Here is a 21,413-nt window from a genome sequence, read left to right as displayed (position 1 = left end):
CCTACCCCACCAGCAGCCAGTTCTCGCGCAAGCCCTGCTCGAAGCGGGCGGCCGGCAGCGGGGCGGCGTACAGGTAGCCCTGCACCTCGTCGCAGCCGCTATCGCGCAGGAATGCGAGCTGCTCCAGGGTCTCGACGCCTTCGGCGATCACGCGGTGGCCGAGCTGGCGGCCGATGCTGATGATGGTGCTGGCGATCGCGCAGTCGCTGGCGTCCTTCGGGATGCCGGTGGTGAAGGAGCGGTCGATTTTCAGGGTGTGGATCGGGAAGCGCTTCAGGTAGGACAGGCTGGAGTAGCCGGTGCCGAAGTCGTCGAGCGAGAGCGCGACGCCGAGGGCGTTGATGCGGTCCATGATGCCGATCACGCGGTCGATGTCGTGCATCAGGGTGCTTTCGGTGATCTCCAGCTCCAGCCAGTCGGGCGCCAGAGCGTGGCGCGCCAGCGTGGCGGCGACGCGGTTCGGCAGCGACTCGGTGAACTCGCGCGCCGACACGTTCACGGCCAGGCGGAAGGGACGCATGCCCGAGCGCTGCCAGCTTGCCGCCTGGGCGCAGGCCTGCTCCAGCACCCACTCGCCGACCTGGACGATCAGGCCGGTGCTCTCGGCCAGCGGGATGAATTCCGAGGGCGGCACCACGCCGCGCTCCGGATGAACCCAGCGCACCAAGGCTTCGGCGCCGACAATCCTGTCGGTGCCAATTTCGAATTTCGGCTGATAGCACAGCATCAGTTCGCCCTGCCCCAGCGCGTGGCGCAGGCCGGACTCGATGCGCATGCGCTCGTGCATGCCCTTGTTCATGTCGAGGCTGTAGAAGGCGACGCTGTGGTCCGGGTTGGCGTGGCCCTCCTTGGCGCGTTCCATCGCGATGTCGGCCATGCGCAGCAGCGTGTCGGCGTCCATGCCGTCCTGGGGATAGACGCTGATGCCGACGCTGGCGCCGACGGTCAGGTCGTGGCCTTCGATCAGGAAGGGCGCGTCGAGCGCCCCCTGGAGCTTCTGCGCCACCGTGGTGGCCTCGAAGTGCTGGCGCACGTCGAACAGGCCAACCGCGAATTCGTCGCCGGCCAGGTGGGCCACCACGTCTTCCTCGCGCAGCGTGGCGCGGAAACGCGCCGCCACCTGGCGCAGCAGCTCGTCGCCGATGCGGCGGCCCAGGGTGTCATTGACCAGCTTGAAGCGGTTCAGGTCGATGAACAGGACGCAGCCCGACAGCTCGTTGCGCTGGGCGACCATCAGGGCCTGATCGACCAGGCGCGCGAACAGGGTGCGGTTCGGCAGGCCGGTCAGTTCGTTGTAATAGGCCAGGTGGTGCAGGCGTTCCTCGGCCAGCTTGCGCTCGGTAATGTCGGTCAGGTAAGCGATCAGGCCGACCGGGCGCTCCTCGAGGTCGCGCAGCGGCGACAGCGACAGGCTGGCCCAGAAGATCTCGCCCGACTTCTTGCGGCGCCGGACTTCCATCATGCGCCCGCCCTGCTCGGCGAAGACATCGGGCATCCGTTCGTCCCCGTCCTTGCCCTCGTCGGCGTACAGGAACAGGATGTTGCGACCCACCGCTTCGAGCGCCGTATAGCCGAACAGGCGCTCGGCGCCCTGGTTCCAGCTGGTGATGTAGCCCATCTGGTCGAGCGTCAGGACCGATTCGTGGATCTGGTCGAGGATCTGCGACTGGTGCGCCAGCTGGGCCTCGACCTGGGCGTAGGCGTGGGTCGCGCGCTGGGCCAGCGAATGCACCTGCAGCAGCGTGCCGGCGAGCGCGGCCAGGCCGGCCAGCTGGCGCCGGTCCTCGCTGTCGTAGTCGGTGCGCCCGGCAACCTCGAAGCAGCCGTAGTAATGGCCGTCGACATGGATATCCTGGTACAGCGCGTCGTGCGAAGGCGCCGCGCGCGGCGCCGGAATCGCCAGCGCCAGCGGATCGGCGGCGGCGAAGCTACCCTGCGGACTGGCCAGCAGGGCGCGCGCGATGCGGCCCAGCTCCTCGGCCAGGGCCTCGCCGCGCAGGCGCATCACCGCGTCGCCCAGCGCGGCGCTGCAGGACGCGAAGTCGTGCCTGCGCAAGGCAAGCAGCTCAGACATTGCGGCCCACCTGGATCGCCCAATGGAAGGCGTGCAGCTGGCTGCGCCACCAGGACGCGGCATCGAGCCCGGCCTGCGCCAGCATGTGCGGGCTCGGTACGGTATCGGCTTCGATCAGGCGCAGGCGCGCGCCCAGCACGCCCGCGCGGCGCAGCAGCGCATCTTCCACGTGCGGCGGCAGGCGCAGGTCGCCGACGATCTCGTCCATCCGCATGCCGAGCAGGGGCTCGAGCAGCGAGAAGGCGCCGGTCATGAAGGCCAGGTCCTGCTCGTCGCGCTCGCCGCCGTCGATCTTGCACAGCATTTCGAGCTGGGCCGCGCGCAGCGCCGCCAGCGGCAGCAAGGGGTTGCGCGGACCGTCGGCGTCCAGGCGCGCGTAGAGCAGCAGCTGCAGCCAGCGCTGCATCTGGCGCCGGCCCAGCAGCGCGATGGCCTGGGCGAAGCTGGTGATCCGGGTGTTGACCGCGAAGGCGGCCGAGTTGACCAGCTTGAGCAGGTGGTAGGACAGCACCGTGTCCTGCTTGAGCAGTTGTTCGAGTTCGCGCGAATCGGCGTCGTTCGCGAGCAGCGCCAGCAGGGCCAGCAGAGGCCGCCGCGACGGCCCTTCCGGGGCGGCGCCGCAGGCGCCAGCCTGCAAGGGATAGCCGCCGCTGAACCAGTCGAAGCCTGCCTGGGCGCAGGCACGCAGGCGCTGCGCGTCGGCGATGCGATACGCCAGGTGCGGTCCGAACAGCGCCAGCAGGCTGCCGGGCACGGGCGCCTGTGACGCAGGGCCGCAGTCGCGCGCCACGCCGCGCAGGTTGGCCGGACGGGCGACGCCTGCGGGCACGGCGCCGTCGAGCAGGATGCGGTAGCCCTGGTCGTGCAGGTCCGCCAGCCGGCGCGCGGCGCCGTCCAGGGCCAGCGCGGCCGCGCCGATCGCCAGCACCACGCGCGCGGCCGGCAGTTGCGCCAGCAGGGGCGGCGTCAGCTGGGCTGGGGTGTCGAGCAGCAGCAGGCAGTCGAGCGGCGCGATCGCCGCCAGCAGGCCGGCCATTTCGCGCAGCAGCAGGCCAACTTGTTCCGCGCCGGCGCCGGCGCGCAGGTCCAGGCTCAGTGCCACCCATTCGTTCCGCCCATTGGCGATCGGGTGCATCTGCACCAGCGGGAACGGGGTCAAGTCCAATGCGGCCATCGGAAATCTCTGAGTAGGCGATCAATGCATATTAGACGAGCAATGTGCTGAAAGCAACTAATTTTGTTTCCTCAGAGACACATTGACTACGTGATAATACGTAGAAAAATTAACAAGGGAAGCGCGTAGAATCATGCGCTTGCAATTTGCATAAAGATGCAGAATGCTTTGTCAATACGGGCCGGACGCGACCGGCCGCGCCGCCGCTCGCGGCAACGCACCGGACGCACCGCGCCTTTACGAATAAAAAACTGAAGGAGCCACCATGAAAAGCCTCGGAAACAAGCTCGGCTGGGCGGCGATCTCACTCCTCGGCGCGTTCGCGCTCGCTTATGTGGCCCTGCGCCGCGGCGAGTCGATCAATGCCGTCTGGGTGGTCGCCGCGGCCGTCTGCGTTTACCTCATCGCCTACCGTTTCTACAGCCTCTACATCGCCACCAAGGTGATGGGGCTGGATGCGCGTCGCCAGACGCCCGCCTACAAGTACAACGACGGCCTCGACTACGTGCCGACCAACCAGTACGTGCTGTTCGGCCACCATTTTGCAGCGATCGCAGGCGCAGGACCGCTCGTGGGACCGGTCCTGGCTGCCCAGATGGGCTATCTTCCCGGCATGATGTGGATCCTGGCCGGCGTCGTGTTCGCCGGCGCGGTCCAGGACTTCATCGTGCTGTTCATGTCGATGCGCCGCGACGGCCGTTCGCTGGGCGACCTGATCAAGTCCGAAATGGGCGAGATCCCGGGCGTCATCGCGCTGTTCGGCACTTTCATGATCATGGTGATCATCCTCGCGGTGCTGGCCCTCATCGTCGTCAAGGCGCTGACCGGCTCGCCCTGGGGCACCTTCACCGTGATGGCGACGATCCCGATCGCGCTCTTCATGGGACTCTATTCGCGCTACTTCCGCGTCGGCCGCATCGGCGAGATTTCGCTGATCGGCTTCGTGCTGCTGATGCTGGCCATCGTCGGCGGCCAGTGGGTGCACGATTCGCCGACCTTCGGCCCGATGTTCACCTTCACCGGCGTCGAACTGACCTGGATGCTGATCGGCTACGGCTTCGTCGCCTCGGTCATCCCCGTGTGGCTGCTGCTGGCCCCGCGCGACTACCTGTCTACCTTCCTCAAGATCGGCACCATCGTCGCGCTGGCCATCGGCATCCTGCTGGTCGCCCCGCACATGCAGATGCCGGCCGTGACCCGCTTCATCGACGGCACCGGCCCGGTCTGGTCGGGCAACCTGTTCCCCTTCCTGTTCATCACCATCGCCTGCGGCGCCGTCTCCGGCTTCCACGCGCTGATCTCCTCGGGCACCACGCCGAAGATGATCGAGAACGAAACCCACGCCCGCTTCATCGGCTACGGCGCGATGCTGATGGAGTCGTTCGTCGCCATCATGGCGCTGGTGGCCGCCTCGACCATCGACCCGGGCATCTACTTCGCGATGAACGCGCCGGCCGCCGTGCTCGGCACCACCGCGCAGTCGGCCGCCGCCGCCGTCTCGAACTGGGGCTTCGTCGTCACCCCCGAGACGCTCACGCAAGTGGCCAAGGACGTCGGCGAGCACACCATCATCTCGCGCGCCGGCGGCGCCCCGACCCTGGCGGTGGGCATGGCCAACATCCTGTCCAACGTCATCGGCGGCAAGGCGATGATGGCCTTCTGGTACCACTTCGCGATCCTGTTCGAGGCGCTGTTCATCCTGACCGCGGTGGACGCCGGCACCCGCGCCGGCCGCTTCATGCTGCAGGACCTGCTGGGCGCTTTTGCCCCGGCCCTGAAGCGCACCGATTCGCTGCCGGCCAACCTGCTGGCGACCGGCCTGTGCGTCGCCGCCTGGGGTTACTTCCTGTACCAGGGCGTGGTCGATCCGCTGGGCGGCATCAACACCCTGTGGCCGCTGTTCGGCATCGCCAACCAGATGCTGGCCGGTATCGCGCTGATGCTGGGCACCGTGGTGCTGTTCAAGATGAAGCGCGGCCAGTACGCCTGGGTCACGATCGTGCCGACCATCTGGCTGCTGATCTGCACCCTGACCGCCGGCTGGCAGAAGATCTTCGACGAGAACGTCAAGGTCGGCTTCGTCGCCCACGCGCAGAAGTTCCAGGCAGCGCTCGACCAGGGCCAGATCCTGGCGCCGGCCAAGTCGCTCGGCGAAATGCGCCGCATCATCTTCAACGATTACCTCGATGCCGCGCTGGCTGGCTTCTTCATGGTCGTCGTGATCGCGGTGCTGTTCTACGGCATCAAGACCGTGATGAACGCGCGCAACAGCAGCAAGCCGACGGTGAAGGAATCGCCGTTCGTCGCTGCACCGACCGCACAGGTGCAGTGATGCTCGCCGCCCTCGCCCAAGCCGGCAAGTACCTCGGGCAAAGCATGCGCCTGATGGTCGGCCTGCCGGAGTACGACACCTACCTCGCGCACATGGAGCGCGAGCATCCGGGCAAGCCGGTCATGACCTACGAGGAGTTTTTCCGCGAGCGTCAGGAAGCGCGCTACGGCTCCGGGCGCAGCGGCGGCTGCTGTTGACAGGACCCCGATCGATCAGACCGCGGTCACCAAGATGTAGCTAGCCCAGGCGGCAGGATTGCCGGCACATGCCGGTCACCCTGCCGCCTTTTCTTTCCCTTCCCTGCTCCCCTTCCCTTCCGTTTTTCCCCACCCTGCCCCTTTGCGTTCGCGCAAAGCCGCCCCCTTCCCTACAACGTATATTTTTTCTTGCAGGAATTTGCATTTCTGCAAGGAGGGCTTGCGCGCACTCAAACGCCGGGTCCGCGTTCCAATGCCGGCCCCCTGCGACGACCATGGCGAACCTCGAGCGCTCCAGCCTGAACCGGAAGTTGACGACGATGTCGCTGCTGTCGACCGGCAGCGCCCTGCTGATCGTCTTCGTCGCCTTCGCCCTGGCCTCGGTCCACAACGGCCGCAACGACGAACACATGCAGCTGTCCTCGCTGGCCGGGGTGGTCGCCACCAACAGCGCCGACGCCCTGGTGTTCAACGACCGCAGCCTGGCCGGCGCCCTGCTTGCCGCCCTCAAGTCCAAGGAAGAGATTTCCAGTGCCGCCCTGTACGACCGCAAGGGCAAGCTGTTCGCCGCCTACCGCTCGCCTGCGCACGCCGCCGACGCACCGCCGCCCGACCTGGCCGCCTTCGACGCGGCCGCCCTGGCCCAGGCCAACCTGGCCGGCGCGCGCCTGTGGTCGCCGCGCATGCGCCTGTACCGGCCCGTCGCCAGCGGCTCGACCCAGGTCGGCGTGATCGTAATCGAGGCCGACCTGCTCGCGATGTGGCGCGACATCGCCGGCAGCCTGGGCGTGATCGGGGCGGCCATGTGCGTGTCACTGCTGGTGTCGCAGGTGGCGGCGCGCCGCTTCACGCGTTCGATCACGGACCCGGTGACGAAGCTGATCCAGGCCGCGCGCAAGGTCTCGGAAAGCCAGAACTACACCCTGCGCGTGCCGCACCAGCGCAACGACGAGCTGGGCGCGCTGATCGACAGCTTCAACGACATGCTGGCCCAGATCGAGGGCCGCGGCGCCGCCCTGGTCAACCACCGCGACGAGCTGGAACGCCAGGTGTCGGTGCGCACCGAGCAGCTCGAGCGCGCCAAGAACGCCGCCGAGGCGGCCAGCCGCGCCAAGAGCGCTTTTCTTGCCACCATGAGCCACGAGATCCGTACCCCGATGAACGGGGTGCTGGGCATGGCCGAGATGCTGCTCGGGACCGAGCTCTCCGAGACCCAGCGCAACTACACGCGCCTGGTCAAGCGCTCGGGCGAACACCTGCTGGTGATCATCAACGACATCCTCGACTTCTCCAAGATCGAGGCCGGCAAGCTCACCATCGAGTACATCAACTTCAACCTCTGGGACCTGCTGGAAGACATCCACACCGTCTACACCCCGCAAGCCCAGGGCAAGGGCATCGCGCTCGACTTCGACATCGCCAACGACATCCCGGTGGCGATCTGCGGCGACCCGAACCGGCTGCGCCAGATCATGGCCAACCTGCTGGGCAACGCGATCAAGTTCACCGAGCACGGACGGATCGACGCCCTGGTCCGTATCGCCAGCGAGGACAGCCAGGCCGTAATGCTGCGCTTCGAAGTGCGCGACACCGGCATCGGCATCTCGCGCGAAGCCAGGAGCCGCATCTTCGAAGCCTTCTCGCAGGCCGACGATTCGACCACCCGCAAGTACGGCGGCACCGGCCTGGGCCTGGCGATCTCGAAGCAGCTGGTGGAACTGATGGGCGGCGCCATCGGCGTCGAGAACGGCAAGCAGGGCGGCTCGGTGTTCTGGTTCACGGTCGGCTTCGACAAGCGCCGCGTCGACCCCGACCTGCCGGGCGAGCAGCAGCACACGATCGACGGCTTGCGCGTGCTGGTGGCCGACGAGGACCACGACCGGCGCGTCGGCCTGGAGCGCCACCTGGCGGCCTGGCACATCGTCTGCGACAGCGCCGCCGGCCCCGACGAGGCACTCGAGAAGCTCGGCGCCGCCGCGCACGCCGGCCAGCCTTTCGACGCCGCCGTGCTCGACATGGAACTGAAGCAGTCGAGCGGCCTGCTGCTGGCCGCGACGATCAAGGCCAATCCGGCCACCCGGGCCACGCGCCTGGTCCTGCTCAGTCCCGAGCGCCTGGCGGCCGACCCGGTGCAGCGGCGCGAGGCCGGCGTCGCCTACCAGCTGATCAAGCCGGCGCGCGCGGCCGACCTGTTCGCCTGCCTGGCCACCCGTCCGCGCGGCGGCACGGCGCCGGCGCCGCAGTTCCTGCCGCCGCCCGGCATGCCGCGTCCGCCCGGCGTGGCGCGGGTGCGGCGCGTGCTGCTGGCCGAGGACAATCCGGTCAACGTCGAGGTGGCCAAGGCCATGCTCGAAAGCCTGGGCCTGCAGGCCCACGTCGCCAGGAACGGGCTTGAAGCGCTGCAGGCGGTGCGCGCCGGCGACTACGAGGCGGTGCTGATGGATTGCCAGATGCCGCTGATGGACGGCTTCGCGGCCACCAGCGCGATCCGGCTCGACGAACGCGAATCGAATGCGATGCGGGATGCGATGCGCGGCCGCCCGCACACCCTGCCGATCATCGCGATCACCGCCAACGCGCTGCAGGGCGACCGCGAAGCCTGCCTGGCCGCCGGCATGGACGACTACCTCTCGAAGCCCTTCACCCAGCAGCAGCTGGCCGCCGTGATCGGGCGCTGGATCGCGCTGCCGATCGCCGGCAGCGTCCACCATGGCGACGCCGCGCCCACGCTGTCCGACGAAGCACGCGAAGTCATCCAGCGCGAGGTCATCAACCGGGCGGCGCTGGAAAAGATCCGGGCGCTCAGCCGCGACGGCGGCGACGTCCTGGTGCAGAAAGTGGTCGACGCCTATGTCGGCGACGTGCCGCAGCACCTGCGCACCCTGCGCGCGGCGATCGGCGGCCACGACGCCGGCACGGTCAAGCGCATCGCCCACAGCCTGAAGTCGGCCAGCGCGAACGTCGGCGCCGAGACCTTGGCCGGGCTGTGCAAGGACCTGGAGCACCTCGGCCGCGCCGACACCGTCGAGGGCGCCGAGCTGCTGCTCGACGACATGGAACACGAATTCCAGGCGGTGCGGCATTCGCTGACCGCCATGCTAGAAAAGGAAACCTGACATGCCCGCTACCCCCTCCTCCCAACGCGGCGTCGTGCTTGTCGCCGACGACGACCCGGTCATGCGGCTGCTGATGCTCGAGATGATCAAGCAGGTCGGCCTGGACGCGATCGAGGCCGAGGACGGCCGCCAGGCGGTGCGGCTCGCGCGCGAACGGCGTCCGGACCTGATCCTGATGGACGTCGAGATGCCGCACATGGACGGCTTCGCCGCCTGCCGCGCGATCCGCCAGGACCAGGCCGGCGGAGCACTGGTGCCGATCGTGATGGTCACCGGCGGCGACGACATCGAGGCCGTCACCAGCGCCTACGAGGCCGGCGCCACCGACTTCGTCTCGAAGCCGATCAATTGGCCGATCCTCGGGCACCGCGTACTCTACGTGCTGCGTGCCAGCGACGCCATCGCGCGCCTGCGCATCGCCGACGCCCAGAACCGCGCGGTGCTGGCGGCGATTCCCGACACCTTCTTCCGCATGGACCGCGACGGCTTCTACCTCGATTATGAGCCGGGCCACGAGCGGCCGGGCCACGAGCGGCCGGGCCAGGAAAGGACGGTGCTCGACCGCGCCGGTTCGTCGGTGCCGGGCCTCGATGGCCCGGCACGCGCCCCCGGCCGCGGGGACAACGCCCCCTTCTCGAGCGAACGCTGCATCGGCCGCCACATCACCGAAGTGCTGCCGCGGCCGATCGCGGCGCGCATGCTCGACCAGCTCGGCGAAGTGCTGCGCACCCAGGAGATCCGCTCGGTCGAGTACGAGCTGATCCGCTTCGGCACGGTCCAGCATTTCGAGGCGCGCCTGGTCGCCACCGGCCCCTCGGAAGTGCTGGGCCTGGTGCGCGACATCAGCGAGCGCAAGCGCACCGAGGAGCAGATCCGGCGCCTGGCCTATTGCGACAGCCTGACCGGCATCCCGAACCGCCAGGCCTTCCTCGAGAACCTGGAGCGCGAGCTGCAGCGCTCGAAGATCGGCAACAAGAAGTTCGCGGTGCTGTTCATGGACCTGGACGCCTTCAAGCGCATCAACGACACGCTCGGCCACAACGTCGGCGACCACCTGCTGAAGATCGTCTCCGAACGCCTGCGCGAGACGATCCGCCCGAGCGATCTGGTGTCGCGCGGCGACGCCGGCGGAGACGATATCGGGCATGACCCGGCCAGCAACCTGGCGCGCCTGGGCGGCGACGAATTCACGATCCTGATCCCGGACCTGGAGCGGGTCGAGCACGCGCTCAACGTCGCGCACCGCGTCAAGGAGGCGATGCGGCGCCCCTTCCTGATCGACGGCAACGAGATTTTTGTTACCGCCAGCATCGGCATCTCGCTGTTCCCGGAGGATGGCGACGACAGCAGCTCGCTGCTGAAGTACGCCGACACGGCGATGTACCACGCGAAGAACTGCGGCAAGAACAACGCCAAACTGTACAGCTCGTCGCTGACGATGCAGATCATGAGCCACGTGAAGCTCGAGGTCGGCCTGCGGCGCGCGCTGCAGAACGACGAGCTCTACCTGCTGTACCAGCCTCAGTTGGACGTGCGCACCTCCGAGATCGTCGGCGTCGAGGCGCTGGTGCGCTGGCGCCATCCGGAACGCGGCGTGATTTCGCCGACCGAGTTCATCCCGCTGGCCGAGGAGACCGGCCTGATCGTGCCGATCGGCGAGTGGGTGCTGCGCACCGCCTGCAACCAGGCGCGCGCCTGGCAGCGCCACGACCGGCGCGCGCTGCGCATGGCGGTGAACCTCTCGGCCAAGCAGTTCAAGGACGAGAACCTGTCGCAGATCGTGCTCTCGGCGCTCGACGACACCGGGCTCGACCCGAAGCTGCTCGAGCTCGAACTGACCGAAGGCACGCTGATGGACGACGCCAAGGCGACCATGGCCACGCTCGAGCGCCTGCGCGGCATCGGCGTCTACCTGTCGATCGACGACTTCGGCACCGGCTACTCGTCGATGAACTACCTGAAGCGCTTCGACGTGCGCGCGCTGAAGATCGACCGCAGTTTCATTTGCGGCCTGCCCCAGGACTCCGAGAACGCGGCGATCACGCGCGCCATCATCGCCATGGCGCACGGCCTGAAAATGGCGGTGGTGGCCGAAGGGGTCGAGACCGACGAACAGCTGGTGCTGCTCGAGGAGTACGGTTGCGACATGGTGCAGGGCTACTTCCTGGGCCACCCGTCGACGGCCGAGGCGATCACGCAGATGCTCGGCAAGCTGCGCCTGGTGCTGCCGGTGCGCTGACGCCCCCGGGACCAGCGCGAACCTCGCCACCGGGGGCAACGGCAAACCGGACATGAGGTGCGTAGGGTGGGCGCCCCGTGCCCACGCGTGACGTTTGCGTCGTGTTGGCGTAGACGTTTGCGTCGTGTTGGCGTTTATAAAGCGCCGCGTCTTCTCATCGTTTACGCGTGGGCACGTCATTGATGCCCCCGGCATCAATGACCCCACCCTACGGTTTCAAGGTCAGCGTGTGCTTTGCCGCTCCCGGCAGCAGCGGCGTCGGTGTTCCTTTTACCCACTGCTCGTGGCCGCGCAGGAAGAAGGGCGACAGCGGATGGCCGCTCTGCCCGCCCGGCATGTTGTACAGGCCCTGCTCCTCGCGTCCCGGCGACACCGTCAGGCGTTCGGACTGGCCGAACTTCGGCCCGGCCACGCGCGGCATGTGGGCGTCGCCGGGCAGGCGGTCGCGCGGCGCGCCGAGCCAGGGGCCGAGCGCCGGCACGGCCAGCGCGATCGGATGCGAGATCGCCGCCGTGTTGCGCTGGCCCCAGGTCGCTTTCGCCAGCGGCACGCCCTCGCGGTCGAGGTCGGCGATCACGCGGTCGATCGCCGCCAACTGCAGCGCCCGGTAGTCCTGGTGGCCGGGCGGCAGCCAGCCCGGCGCCTTGGCGTCGAGCAGGCGCGCCAGCACCGCCGGCCAGCGCGGATTGGCGCTGCCGACGCTGGCCTTCGGGTCGAGCTTCGCCAGCTCTTCATTGGCGCCGGCGAAGACGATGTCGTGCAGCGCCCACATGAAGTTGCGCGCCAGCCGGTAGCCGCTCGAATCGACGTCGGCGCGGCCGTTCCAGCTCGTTTCCAGCAGGCGCCGGAACTCGGCGCGGCGCGGCTGCCCATTGGTGGCGGCGGGATCGAGCACGTTCAGCGCCCGCTCGCGCCACAAGGCGATGAAGCGCGCGCGGTCGTCGAGCGCGACCTGGAAGGCGGCCGGCACGTCGGTGCGCGGCCCCAGCCGGTGCAGGCGGTCGGCCAGCTGGCTGTTGCGCGCGCCCAGATCGAAGCCGCCGTCGCCCAGCAGCGCCGAGGCGGGACCCAGCAGCTGGCGGCTGTTGGCCGTGGACAGCTGGCCGTCGCGCGGATTGAGCACGCGCGGATACTCCTGCGGCGCCAGCAAGCCCTCCCAGGTCGGCACGCCGGCGTCCAGCGCCAGCGGGAACGTGGTCTCGACGCCGGCCTGGGCGCGGCGCGGCAGCCTGCCGGCGATGGTCCAGCCGATATTGCCCGCGCTGTCGCCGCCGACGAAGTTCTGCGCCGGGATGCCGTCGGTGTTCGCGATGTCCAGCGCCTGCGCGAGCGTGGCCGCGCCTTCCAGTTTCAGGTGGTTCAGGTTGACCGCCTGCGGGTGGTGCGCGACCCAGTGCACCGCGAACTGCCTGCCGCCCACCGTGCGCAGCGGGCCGAGCGAGGTCTCGCGCACCGCCAGGCGCTCGGCCGGCGCGCCCTTCACGGCGATGGTTTCGACGTGCTCGGTGACGCGCTCCCAGCCCGCCGCGGTGCGTACTTCGCCAGGGCGCGCCGGGTCGCCCGCGACTTCGACCAGGTCGAGGTAGTCGCCATAGCTGTTGGTGAAGCCCCAGGCCACCTGGCCGTTGCTGCCGGCGATGATGAGCGGCGGCGCGCCGGGCAGCGTCACCCCGACCAGGCGCCGCCGGCCGTTCTCGCCGTCGGGGAGCGACATCGCCAGCCGGTACCAGATGTTGGGCAGTTGCAGGCCCAGGTGCATGTCGTCGGCGACGATGGCCGCGCCGGTGGTGCTGCGGCTGCCGGCGATCGCGTAGTTGTTGCTGCCGACGGAATCGACGAAATCGGCTGAGGACGACTGCGCCAGGGTGACTGGCGTCGCGGCGGCGCGGCCCCACCATGCGGGCGCCCCGGCCGGCAGCGGCGCCTCGAGCGGGGCAGCGTGCGCGCCGGCGTCGAGCGTCGTGTCCCAGCGGGTCGCCTGCGGCAGCAGGAAGGCCAGCTGGGCGGCGTCGCAGTGCTCGCGCAGCCAACCGCGGGCCAGTTCGCGTCCCTCCAGGTTGCCCTGCAAGTCGATGTACATGGCCCATACGGCCAGCAGCGAATCCTCGGCGCGCCAGGCGCGCGGCGCCGCGCCCGTCAGCAGGTATTCGAAGGGACGCGCCTGGAGGGCGTTCAGGCCGTCGTTGACGCCGGCGACGTAGCGCTCGACGAAGGCGCGTTCCTGCGCCGTGAAGTTGTCGAGGGCAAGCCGGGCGCGGGCGCGGAAGCGGTGCAGGCGGCGCGCTCGGTCCAGCGGCAGGGCGCGCGGGCCGAACAGCTCGGCCAGCTCGCCGGCGGCGGTGCGGCGCAGCAGGTCCATCTGGAAATAGCGTTCCTGGGCATGCACGAAACCGGTGGCATACGCCAGGTCGAGCCGGTCTTCGCCACGCAGCATCGGCACGCCCATCTCGTCGCGTTCGACCGTGACCTGCGCCTGCAGGCCGGGCACGCTGCGCTCGCCGTCGAGCTGGGCCAGGCTGGCGCGCAGGAACAGCCAGGCAGCGAGTCCCGCCAGCAGTAAGAGCAGCGACAGGCCCGCCAGGATGCGTGCAGTCCAGAGCTTCCAGCCGCGCTTGCGCATGTGTGTCCTCTTGTTACTTATAATTAAACTCAGGCATCTTGCCAGAAAAGCCATCATTTACAAAGAGGAAAGCCACGCCCGCTCCATAGCGACAGCTGGCAGCCCCGGGTGTGCGCGCGATTTGGGCGGATCGAGCGACTTGCGGTCGATTGCGCTAAGCTCGAATCGGATCCGGATTCCGGACAACCGCGATCATGGAGTCAATCATGCGTACTCTCATTGTATTGTCGGCGGTGCTCGTGCTGGGCGCCTGCGCTACTCCACAGGAAAGGGCCGCGCGCAAACAGGCCGAAATGCAGGAACTGATGGTCGTCTACGGCCCCGCCTGCGACCGCCTCGGCTTCGCCCGCGAATCCGACCAGTGGCGTAACTGCATCCTCCAGCTGAGCACCCGCGACGAAGTCCAGCGCGCCGCCAACTATGGGCCGTATTACGGCGGTCCCTGGGGCCCGGGCTGGTACGGCGGCTACTGGGGCCGCGGCTGGTAGGTCCGCGCGCAGGTCTCCTTGGTCACCGCCCGCCGCGTGCGCAGCAGCCGCTCGACCAGGTCCTGGGCATGCGCCAGCAGGCGCGGATGGCGCGCGTCCGGCGGATGCAAGCTGAAGCGCACCAGCGGCGCCCGCGCCTGCCAGCGCGCGACGAGTTCCGCCGCCACCGGCGACAGCGCGCGCCCGCTGCGGTTGCGCGCCGCGTACACCAGCGAGGGCGCGAACAGGGCCTGGTCCGGTCCGCCGCGCTTGTCCCGTTCCAGCAAGTGGAAGCGGGTGAAGGTCGTCGTGTAGACGAAAGGAAAATCGCCCAGGGCTTCCCAGGCGCCCTGCCCCATCAGCCAGGCCGGCGCCACGAAGCCGCTCACCGGCCAGCCGCGTGCGCGGAACCAGTCCAGGCCGAGCGCGATGCGGCGCCGCGCCTCTCGCGCGTCCAGTGCGGCGAACTCGCCTTCGCGCTGCGTGTAGACGCCGCGCAGGAAGCGCTGGCGCAGGCCCTGGCTGGCCGCCCCGGTGTCGAGATGGGTGTAGCCATGCAGCACCAGTTCGTCGCCACGGCCGAGCGCCGCGTCGAGGCCGGCGCGCAGCGCGGCATCGTCGTCGAGGCGGCCGTGGTAGCGCGGCACCACCAGCCAGCTCAAGGGCAGGTCCGCCATTTCGCGCAGCGCCGCCGCCAGGCGCGCGCAGTCGTCCCAGGTGCTGGGGGCGACGTCGTGGATCGAGACGCACAGCAGCGGCGGCGCGGATGCGGGCAGCGACGGCGGCAACGACGGCGGCAAGGGGGTCTTCACTACGGCCGGCTCAATCGGTGACACAGATGCGCTCCGCGCCCGGCTCGTCGCGTTCGCGGGTGCCGAGCACCGCCTGGTAGCGCCGCATGACCTGGGGCAGGATCTCGTTCCAGTCGTAGTACTCGGCGGCCTTGCGGCGCGCGTTGGCGCCGAGCTCGGCGAGCTTGCGCGCGTAGACTGCCTCGATCGCGCCGGCCAGGCTGTCGATGCTGTTCGGCGCCGCCAGGATGCCGGTGCGGTCGTCGACCAGTTCGGCCACGCCGCCGCCGGTGGTGGCCACCACCGGCAGGCCGCAGGCCATCGCTTCGAGCACGATCAGGCCGAAGGTCTCGCAGTCGCCCGGGTGCACCAGCACGTCGCAGCTGGCCAGCAGGCGCGCCAGCTGGCGCTGGTTGCGCTTGAACGGGATGTAGGTGATCTGGGGGTAGCGCGGCAGGTCGGCGCCGCCGCCGATCATCAGGAGGTGATAGGGCCGGCCGAGCTTGCGCACCGCGTCGATCAGCAGGTGCAGTTTCTTCTCCGGCGTAAAGCGCCCGGCATACACCAGCAGGCGCGCGTTCGGGGGCAGGCGCAGGTGCGCGCGCAGGGTCTCGACCCGGCGCCGGGGATCGAACACGCTGCTGTCGATGCCCAGCGGCTGGTGGCGGGCGTCGGGCACGCCGATCTCGTGCAGCTGCTCGACCATGGCGCGGCTGGGTGCGAGCACCAGGTCGAACTGGCGGTAGAGGTGGGCCAGGTACTTGCAGGTGACGTCTTCGGCCGCCTGGCCGAAGCGCGGGCGCACCAGGCGCGGCAGGTCGGAATGGTAGAAGGCGATCGCCGGCACGCCGAGACGCCGCCGCAGGCGCAGGGCCGCCCAGGCGCTGTGGCCGGCGTCGCCGACCTCGATCAGGTCGGGCCGGGCCTGGTGCAGCAGGCGCGCGGGCGCCCGCACCGAGGTCGGCATGCGAAAACCATTGATGCCGGGCAGCGCCACGGCCGGCACGCGCACCAGCGCCGGCGCCTCGCCGCCGCTGTCGACGTTGGGACTGAGTATGGTATGCCGCACGCGGCTATGGCGCGCCAGCCAGCGCGCCTTCGCGTTCAGGTAGGTGCTCACGCCGTTGCCTTCGGCGGCGTAGAACATCGTGATGTCGACGAGATGCATGTTCGGGGGTCCGCTCAAAGTGTGCCTACGATAGCAGCGGACCTCGAACATCGATTGCGCGCACGCAAACGTGCAGGCCCCGCTTCCGGGCTACTCGGTTGTTGTGCGGACCATTATGCGGTGCGGCGGTCCAGCATGGCGCGCGCTATCGTGCCGGCGTCGACATACTCGAGCTCGCCGCCGACGGGCACCCCGCGCGCCAGCCGGCTGACCTTCAGCCCGCGCGCCTTGAGCATCTCGCTGATGTAGTGGGCGGTGGCTTCGCCCTCGTTGGTGAAATTGGTGGCAAGCACCACTTCCTGTACCACGCCGTCGGCCGCGCGGCCGACCAGCTTTTCCAGGTGCAGGTCCTTGGGACCGATGCCGTCCAGCGGCGACAGGCGCCCCATCAGCACGAAATACAGGCCCTTGTAGGTGAGGGTCTGCTCGATCATCATCTGGTCGGCCGGGGTCTCGACCACGCACAGCAGCGCGTGGTCGCGCGCCTCGTCGGCGCACATCTCGCAGACCTCGGTGTCGGCGAAGGTATTGCACATCGTGCAGTGGTGGACCGTATCGACGGCCTGGTAGAGCGCGCGCGAGAGCATGGCGGCGCCCTCGCGGTCGTGCTGGAGCAGGTGGAAAGCCATGCGCTGGGCCGATTTCGGCCCGACGCCGGGCAGGCGGCGCAGCGCCTCGGTCAGGAAGTCGAGCGACTTGGACATGTGGGGCGCGGCGCTCCTGGCTTAGAACGGCATCTTGAAGCCGGGCGGCAGCGGCATGCCGGCGGTCAGGCCGCTCATCTTCTCGGCGGCGGTGGCTTCGGCCTTGCGCACGGCGTCGTTGAAGGCGGCGGCGACCAGGTCTTCCAGCATGTCCTTGTCGTCGGCCAGCAGCGACGGATCGATCTGGACGCGCTTGACGTCGCTCTTGCAGGTCATCGTGACCTTCACCAGGCCGGCGCCGGACTGGCCTTCGACTTCGATGAGGGCCAGCTGCTCTTGCGCCTTCTTCATGTTGTCCTGCATGGCTTGCGCCTGTTTCATCAAGCCTGCGAGCTGGTTTTTCATCATGATGCGATTCTCCAATAAGTCGGATGGTGAGAAAGGGTGTGCGGTTCAGGCGACCGGCGGCTTGACCGAGCCGGGCACCACGAACGCGTTGAACGTGCGTTCCATGTCCTGCACGAAAGCGTCGCCGGCAACCAGGGCCTCGGCCTGGCGCTGGCGCTCCTCGCGCGCGGCCTTCGCTTCGGCGCTGGCGGTGTACCAGGTCGGACCGAGTTCGGTCTCCAGATTGACGCGCACGGCGGGAAAACGTTCCTGCAAGGCGGCCTGCAGCTTTTCGCTGTTGCCGCTGGCGCGCAGGGTATCGACCGGCACGCGCAGGCGGAAGGTCGCCGCGCCGGCGTCGGCATGGCAAGCGACCAGTTCGGTCTGGAACGCCAGCTGCTGCGACACGCCGCGCAGCGGCAGCGAGGCGGCCAGGGCCGGCCAGTTGCCGTCCCAGTCGATCGCCGGCACCGGCGTGATGACGTAGGCGTGCGGCGGCGCGGCCGGGGCACGCACGGCCGGGGCCGGCGCCACCACGGCGGGCGCTTCGGCGGCAACCGCCGTGTCGTCGGAAAATTCGGTGACCCAGGATGGCGGCTCGTCCTCGCCCGGCGCGTCCTCGTACTGGGCGCGCGCCTGCGGTTGCGGCCGGGCCTGTGCCTGGGCTTGGGCGTGGGCTTGGGCTTGCGGACGGTCCCAGGGCGGCGGCGCGGCGCCGGCGCGGGCCTGCGGCGGCGGCATGCCGGCCGCGGGGGCAGCAGGGGCAGCGGGTGCGGGCGGCGCCATGCGCGCGCCCGGCGCCGACGGCGGCGCGCCGCTCGGGCCGACGTTGATCGGACGGCCCGGCGGCGCGGCTGCCGCTGGCGCAGACGGCGCCGCGGCCGGAGCCGATGCAGGGGGCACACCCGCCGCGTCGGCGCCCGGACGCTTCGGCGCCGTGCGCTGGCCGGAGGCGGCGCGCGCCGCCTCGAGTGCGGCATTGATCGCGGCGCGTGCGGAATTCATGGCCGGCGCCGGATTGGCGGCGGCAGGGGCCGGCGCGGCGGCAGGCGCGGCAGGCGCCGGACGTGGCGGCGCGCCTGCGCTCGTCGGCGCCGGCGCGGCCGCAGCCGCCGTGCTTGCCGTGCTTGCCGCTCTCATCGCCGGCGCAGCCACGCGCGGCGCCGCGGCCGCTGCCGGCGCGGCGATGCGCTCGGCGCCGCCCTGTCCCGGACGGAAGGCGAGCATGCGCAGCAGCGTCATGGTGAAGCCGGCGTACTCGTCCGGCGCCAGGCCGATCTCGTTACGGCCGTGCACGGCGATCTGGTAATACAGCTGCACTTCCTGCGGGTCGAACAGCTCGGCCAGGCGCAGGATGTCGGCCAGTTCCGGCAGGTCCTGCGGCACCGCGCCCGGCACCGATTGCGCCAGCGCGATGCGGTGCAGCAGTGTGCCGAGATCCTGCAGCGCGCCGTTGTAGGACAGGCTGCGGCTGGCCATCTCGTCGGCCACGGACAGCAAGTCGGCGCCGTTTTCCTGGGCCAGGGCGTCGAGCAGACGCACGAGGTAGGACTGGTCGAGCGCGCCCAGCATGCCCTGCACGGCGTCGAGCGTGACGGCGCCGGCGGCATAGGCGATCGCCTGGTCGGTCAGCGACAGCGCATCGCGCATCGAGCCGTGGGCGCCCTGCGCCAGCAGGCGCAGCGCCGGCTGCTCGAAGCTGACGCCTTCCTGCCCGAGGATGTTCTCGAGGTGGCCGACGATGTGGCCCGGCGGCATCTGCTTCAGGTTGAACTGCAGGCAGCGCGACAGCACCGTCACCGGAATCTTCTGCGGGTCGGTGGTCGCGAGGATGAACTTGACGTGCTCGGGCGGTTCCTCGAGGGTCTTCAGCATCGCGTTGAACGCGTGATTGGTCAGCATGTGCACTTCGTCGATCATGTAGACCTTGAAGCGGGCATTGCTGGGCGCGTACACGGCCTGCTCGAGCAGCTGCGCCATTTCGTCGACGCCGCGGTTCGAGGCGGCGTCCATCTCTATATAGTCGACAAAGCGGCCGGCATCGATCGCGCGGCAAGCCTCGCAGACGCCGCACGGCTCGGCCGTGATCCCGCCCTGCCCGTCCGGGCCGGTGCAGTTGAGCGACTTGGCAAGAATACGCGACAGCGTGGTCTTGCCGACGCCACGGGTGCCCGTGAACAGGTAGGCGTGGTGCAGGCGGCCCGTGTGCAGCGCATGGGACAGCGCGCGCACCACGTGCTCCTGGCCGACCAGCGTTTCGAAGTTCTTGGGACGGTATTTGCGGGCGAGGACTTGATAGGACATGCCGCGATTTTACCGCAGTTGGACGCTGCCGCGAACATTGCCGGGCCCGGCCGGCAATGTTCGCGGTAGATGTTCGATTTCTCTACTTCCCTCTCCCCCTTCTCTCATTCTCCTGTTTCAGGCTTGCGTCAAGGCCGGCCGCGCCGGCGTCGTGCTGTTGTCCAGGCGGAATACCGCGACCACGCCCGCCAGCTCGTCGGCCTGGCCCTTCAGCGCTTGCGCGGCCGCGGCCGCCTCGCGCACCATGGCCGCGCTCTCGCGCGTGTCTTCGTCCATCGCGCCCATCGCCGCGCCGATCGCGGCGATGCCCTGGGCCTGGGCCGCGCTGGCGCCGCTGATCTCGCCGATGATGCCGGACACCTGGCGCACGCTCTCGACCACCTCGTCCATGGTACGGCCGGCCTGCTGGGCCAGCGCGCTGCCGGCGCCGACCTCGGCCACGGACTCTTCGATCAGCGCCTTGATCTCGCGCGCGGCATGCGCCGAGCGCTGGGCCAGGTTGCGCACCTCGCCGGCCACCACCGCGAAGCCGCGCCCCTGCTCGCCGGCGCGCGCGGCCTCGACCGCCGCGTTCAGCGCCAGGATATTGGTCTGGAAAGCGATGCCGTCGATCACCGTGATGATGTCGGCGATGCGGCGCGACGAGGCATCGATCGCCGCCATCCGCCCGACCACCTGGCCCACCACCTCGCCGCCGCGCGCGGCCACGCTCGATGCGGAACCGGCCAGCTCGTCGGCGTGGCGCGCGTGCCCGGCATTGCGGCGCACGGTGGCGGTCAGTTCGGCCATCGAGGCGACCGTGGCCCGGATCGCCTCGGCCTGGCGTCCGGTGCGCAGCGACAGCTCGGCATTGCCCTGGGCGATCTGGCGCGCAGCGCTGCCGGTGGCACCGACGCTGTGCTGGACGCTGGCCAGGGCGCGCTGCAGCAGGCGCACCACGTCGCGCAAGGCACGGGCACTGTCGCTGCGGACCGCCTCGTCGGCACGCAGGTCGATCTCTCCGCCCTCGCCCTGCAAGGCCGCCACGCTGGCGCGCAACTCCGCCGCCTGCACCGTTTCGCGCCGCAGCAGCACTGCCAGGTAGCAGAGCACGACCGTTTCCGCGACCACGTAGCCGGCGTGGACCAGCACGATGGCGATGCCCGGCTGCGCCAGGCAGCGCACGCCATAGCCGAGTTCTTGCAGGTAATTAAACGAGAGGTGATGCAGCGCCGTCACCGCGGCGGCGACGGCGATCACCTTCCAGTCGCGGTAGCACAACAGGAAGGCAAGGACCACGAACAGGCCGAAATGCAGCTCGTCGCGTCCGGCGCCCTGGTGGATGTGCAAGGCACACATGACAATCAGGGCAATGGCGTTGGCGAAACGATTGGCGGGGGCGCCGCCAGCCAGGAACACCATCACGGTGGGCACCAACGCCGTCGGGAGACCCACGGCCAGTGCCCAGCCCAGCGTATCGTGCAAGCCGGACAAGGCCAGGGCGAGCACGAACATTGCCCAAAGAATGCCAAGCACCAGGCAGTCAGCCTTGTGCGACTGCTGGCGCAGCGTCTCCTCCACACGCAAATTGCTCATTTTCTTCCGCCTGAACGTATTTACCGAAAACGGAAGAATACAACAACAAAAATTTCCTCAGCGCACTACTGAAGCGCCCTGTTGCGCAAATCCGTCATTTTCTTGTACGGACTTCAACTGGCATGAACAATAGTTCATTAAAGCCAAACAATTGTTGCGACCAATGGAAGGACAGCGCGCCTGGAGAGAAGCGAAAAAAGGAGGACGGGAGAAAGAAGAGAGGAAGGAGGCGAGCCTGATCTGCGGCACTTGCGGTGAACGGCTTTGGCTGCTTCGTTCCCGACCTGACCAGGTAAACCATGCCACAATGCGCAGGGGCCCGCCA

At 69.1% G+C, this 21,413-nt stretch carries 14 protein-coding genes and 1 other RNA gene; 5 read left to right on the top strand and 10 right to left on the bottom strand.

The window, feature by feature from the left end; all coding sequences use genetic code 11:
- Window position 1: 1 nt before the first annotated feature.
- Together ACFOPH_RS01770 and ACFOPH_RS01765 are read right to left on the bottom strand one after the other, a co-directional pair.
- Window positions 2–2,074: a putative bifunctional diguanylate cyclase/phosphodiesterase gene (locus tag ACFOPH_RS01770; protein ID WP_379733076.1), complete on the bottom strand. Its 2,073-nt coding sequence runs from the start codon at window positions 2,072–2,074 to the stop codon at window positions 2–4.
- Complete coding sequence (locus tag ACFOPH_RS01765; RefSeq protein WP_379733074.1) at window positions 2,067–3,248, bottom strand: HDOD domain-containing protein; 1,182 nt, start codon at window positions 3,246–3,248, stop codon at window positions 2,067–2,069. Before ACFOPH_RS01765 ends, ACFOPH_RS01770 begins: the two co-directional genes overlap by 8 nt.
- Window positions 3,249–3,513: 265 nt before the next feature.
- On the opposite strand from ACFOPH_RS01765, the gene ACFOPH_RS01760 reads away from it, so the two are divergent.
- The 4 genes from ACFOPH_RS01760 (at window position 3,514) to ACFOPH_RS01745 (ending at window position 11,132) form a co-directional block, all read left to right on the top strand.
- Entirely contained in the window at window positions 3,514–5,580 is a 2,067-nt protein-coding gene (locus ACFOPH_RS01760; RefSeq protein WP_312553519.1) for a carbon starvation CstA family protein, read from the top strand.
- Complete coding sequence (locus tag ACFOPH_RS01755) at window positions 5,580–5,777, top strand: YbdD/YjiX family protein (RefSeq protein ID WP_312553521.1); 198 nt, start codon at window positions 5,580–5,582, stop codon at window positions 5,775–5,777. The genes ACFOPH_RS01760 and ACFOPH_RS01755 overlap by 1 nt, the downstream gene beginning before the upstream one ends.
- A gap of 275 nt (window positions 5,778–6,052) precedes the next feature.
- The gene (locus ACFOPH_RS01750; RefSeq protein WP_379733072.1) at window positions 6,053–8,893 is read left to right on the top strand and encodes a response regulator; all 2,841 of its coding nucleotides are present in this window, start codon (window positions 6,053–6,055) and stop codon (window positions 8,891–8,893) included.
- 1 nt (window position 8,894) lies between these two features.
- Window positions 8,895–11,132 carry a putative bifunctional diguanylate cyclase/phosphodiesterase gene (locus ACFOPH_RS01745; protein ID WP_379733070.1) on the top strand — a complete coding sequence of 746 codons (2,238 nt, stop codon included), beginning with the start codon at window positions 8,895–8,897 and terminating at the stop codon, window positions 11,130–11,132.
- A gap of 208 nt (window positions 11,133–11,340) precedes the next feature.
- On the opposite strand, the gene ACFOPH_RS01740 is transcribed toward ACFOPH_RS01745, so the two are convergent.
- A complete protein-coding gene (locus tag ACFOPH_RS01740) occupies window positions 11,341–13,752 on the bottom strand; it encodes a penicillin acylase family protein (RefSeq protein ID WP_379733068.1) in 2,412 nt (803 codons plus the stop codon).
- A gap of 206 nt (window positions 13,753–13,958) precedes the next feature.
- On the opposite strand from ACFOPH_RS01740, the gene ACFOPH_RS01735 reads away from it, so the two are divergent.
- Complete coding sequence (locus ACFOPH_RS01735) at window positions 13,959–14,240, top strand: hypothetical protein (RefSeq protein WP_312553746.1); 282 nt, start codon at window positions 13,959–13,961, stop codon at window positions 14,238–14,240.
- Here ACFOPH_RS01735 and ACFOPH_RS01730 read toward each other — a convergent pair.
- From ACFOPH_RS01730 to ffs, 7 genes are all read right to left on the bottom strand, one after another.
- On the bottom strand, window positions 14,219–15,031 hold the full coding sequence (locus ACFOPH_RS01730; RefSeq protein WP_379733066.1) for a DUF2334 domain-containing protein: 813 nt from the start codon (window positions 15,029–15,031) through the stop codon (window positions 14,219–14,221). The genes ACFOPH_RS01735 and ACFOPH_RS01730 overlap by 22 nt on opposite strands.
- Window positions 15,032–15,041: 10 nt before the next feature.
- Complete coding sequence (locus ACFOPH_RS01725) at window positions 15,042–16,178, bottom strand: glycosyltransferase family 4 protein (RefSeq protein ID WP_379733064.1); 1,137 nt, start codon at window positions 16,176–16,178, stop codon at window positions 15,042–15,044.
- A gap of 113 nt (window positions 16,179–16,291) precedes the next feature.
- Window positions 16,292–16,882 carry a recombination mediator RecR gene (recR, locus tag ACFOPH_RS01720; RefSeq protein ID WP_312553755.1) on the bottom strand — a complete coding sequence of 197 codons (591 nt, stop codon included), beginning with the start codon at window positions 16,880–16,882 and terminating at the stop codon, window positions 16,292–16,294.
- Between the two features lie 21 nt (window positions 16,883–16,903).
- Window positions 16,904–17,230 carry a YbaB/EbfC family nucleoid-associated protein gene (locus ACFOPH_RS01715; protein WP_379733062.1) on the bottom strand — a complete coding sequence of 109 codons (327 nt, stop codon included), beginning with the start codon at window positions 17,228–17,230 and terminating at the stop codon, window positions 16,904–16,906.
- 45 nt (window positions 17,231–17,275) lie between these two features.
- Window positions 17,276–19,513: a DNA polymerase III subunit gamma/tau gene (locus ACFOPH_RS01710; protein WP_379733060.1), complete on the bottom strand. Its 2,238-nt coding sequence runs from the start codon at window positions 19,511–19,513 to the stop codon at window positions 17,276–17,278.
- Between the two features lie 117 nt (window positions 19,514–19,630).
- On the bottom strand, window positions 19,631–21,088 hold the full coding sequence (locus ACFOPH_RS01705; protein ID WP_379733058.1) for a methyl-accepting chemotaxis protein: 1,458 nt from the start codon (window positions 21,086–21,088) through the stop codon (window positions 19,631–19,633).
- A 225-nt stretch (window positions 21,089–21,313) separates the two neighbouring features.
- Window positions 21,314–21,412, bottom strand: an RNA gene (gene ffs / locus ACFOPH_RS01700) — signal recognition particle sRNA small type.
- Between the last annotated feature and the right edge of the window lies 1 nt (window position 21,413).

Source organism: Massilia haematophila, assembly GCF_042647645.1.
Taxonomy (GTDB): domain Bacteria; phylum Pseudomonadota; class Gammaproteobacteria; order Burkholderiales; family Burkholderiaceae_D; genus Telluria; species Telluria haematophila.
The sequence above is the reverse complement of the archived record's forward strand: the minus strand, read 5'-3'. Positions and strand labels throughout refer to the sequence as shown.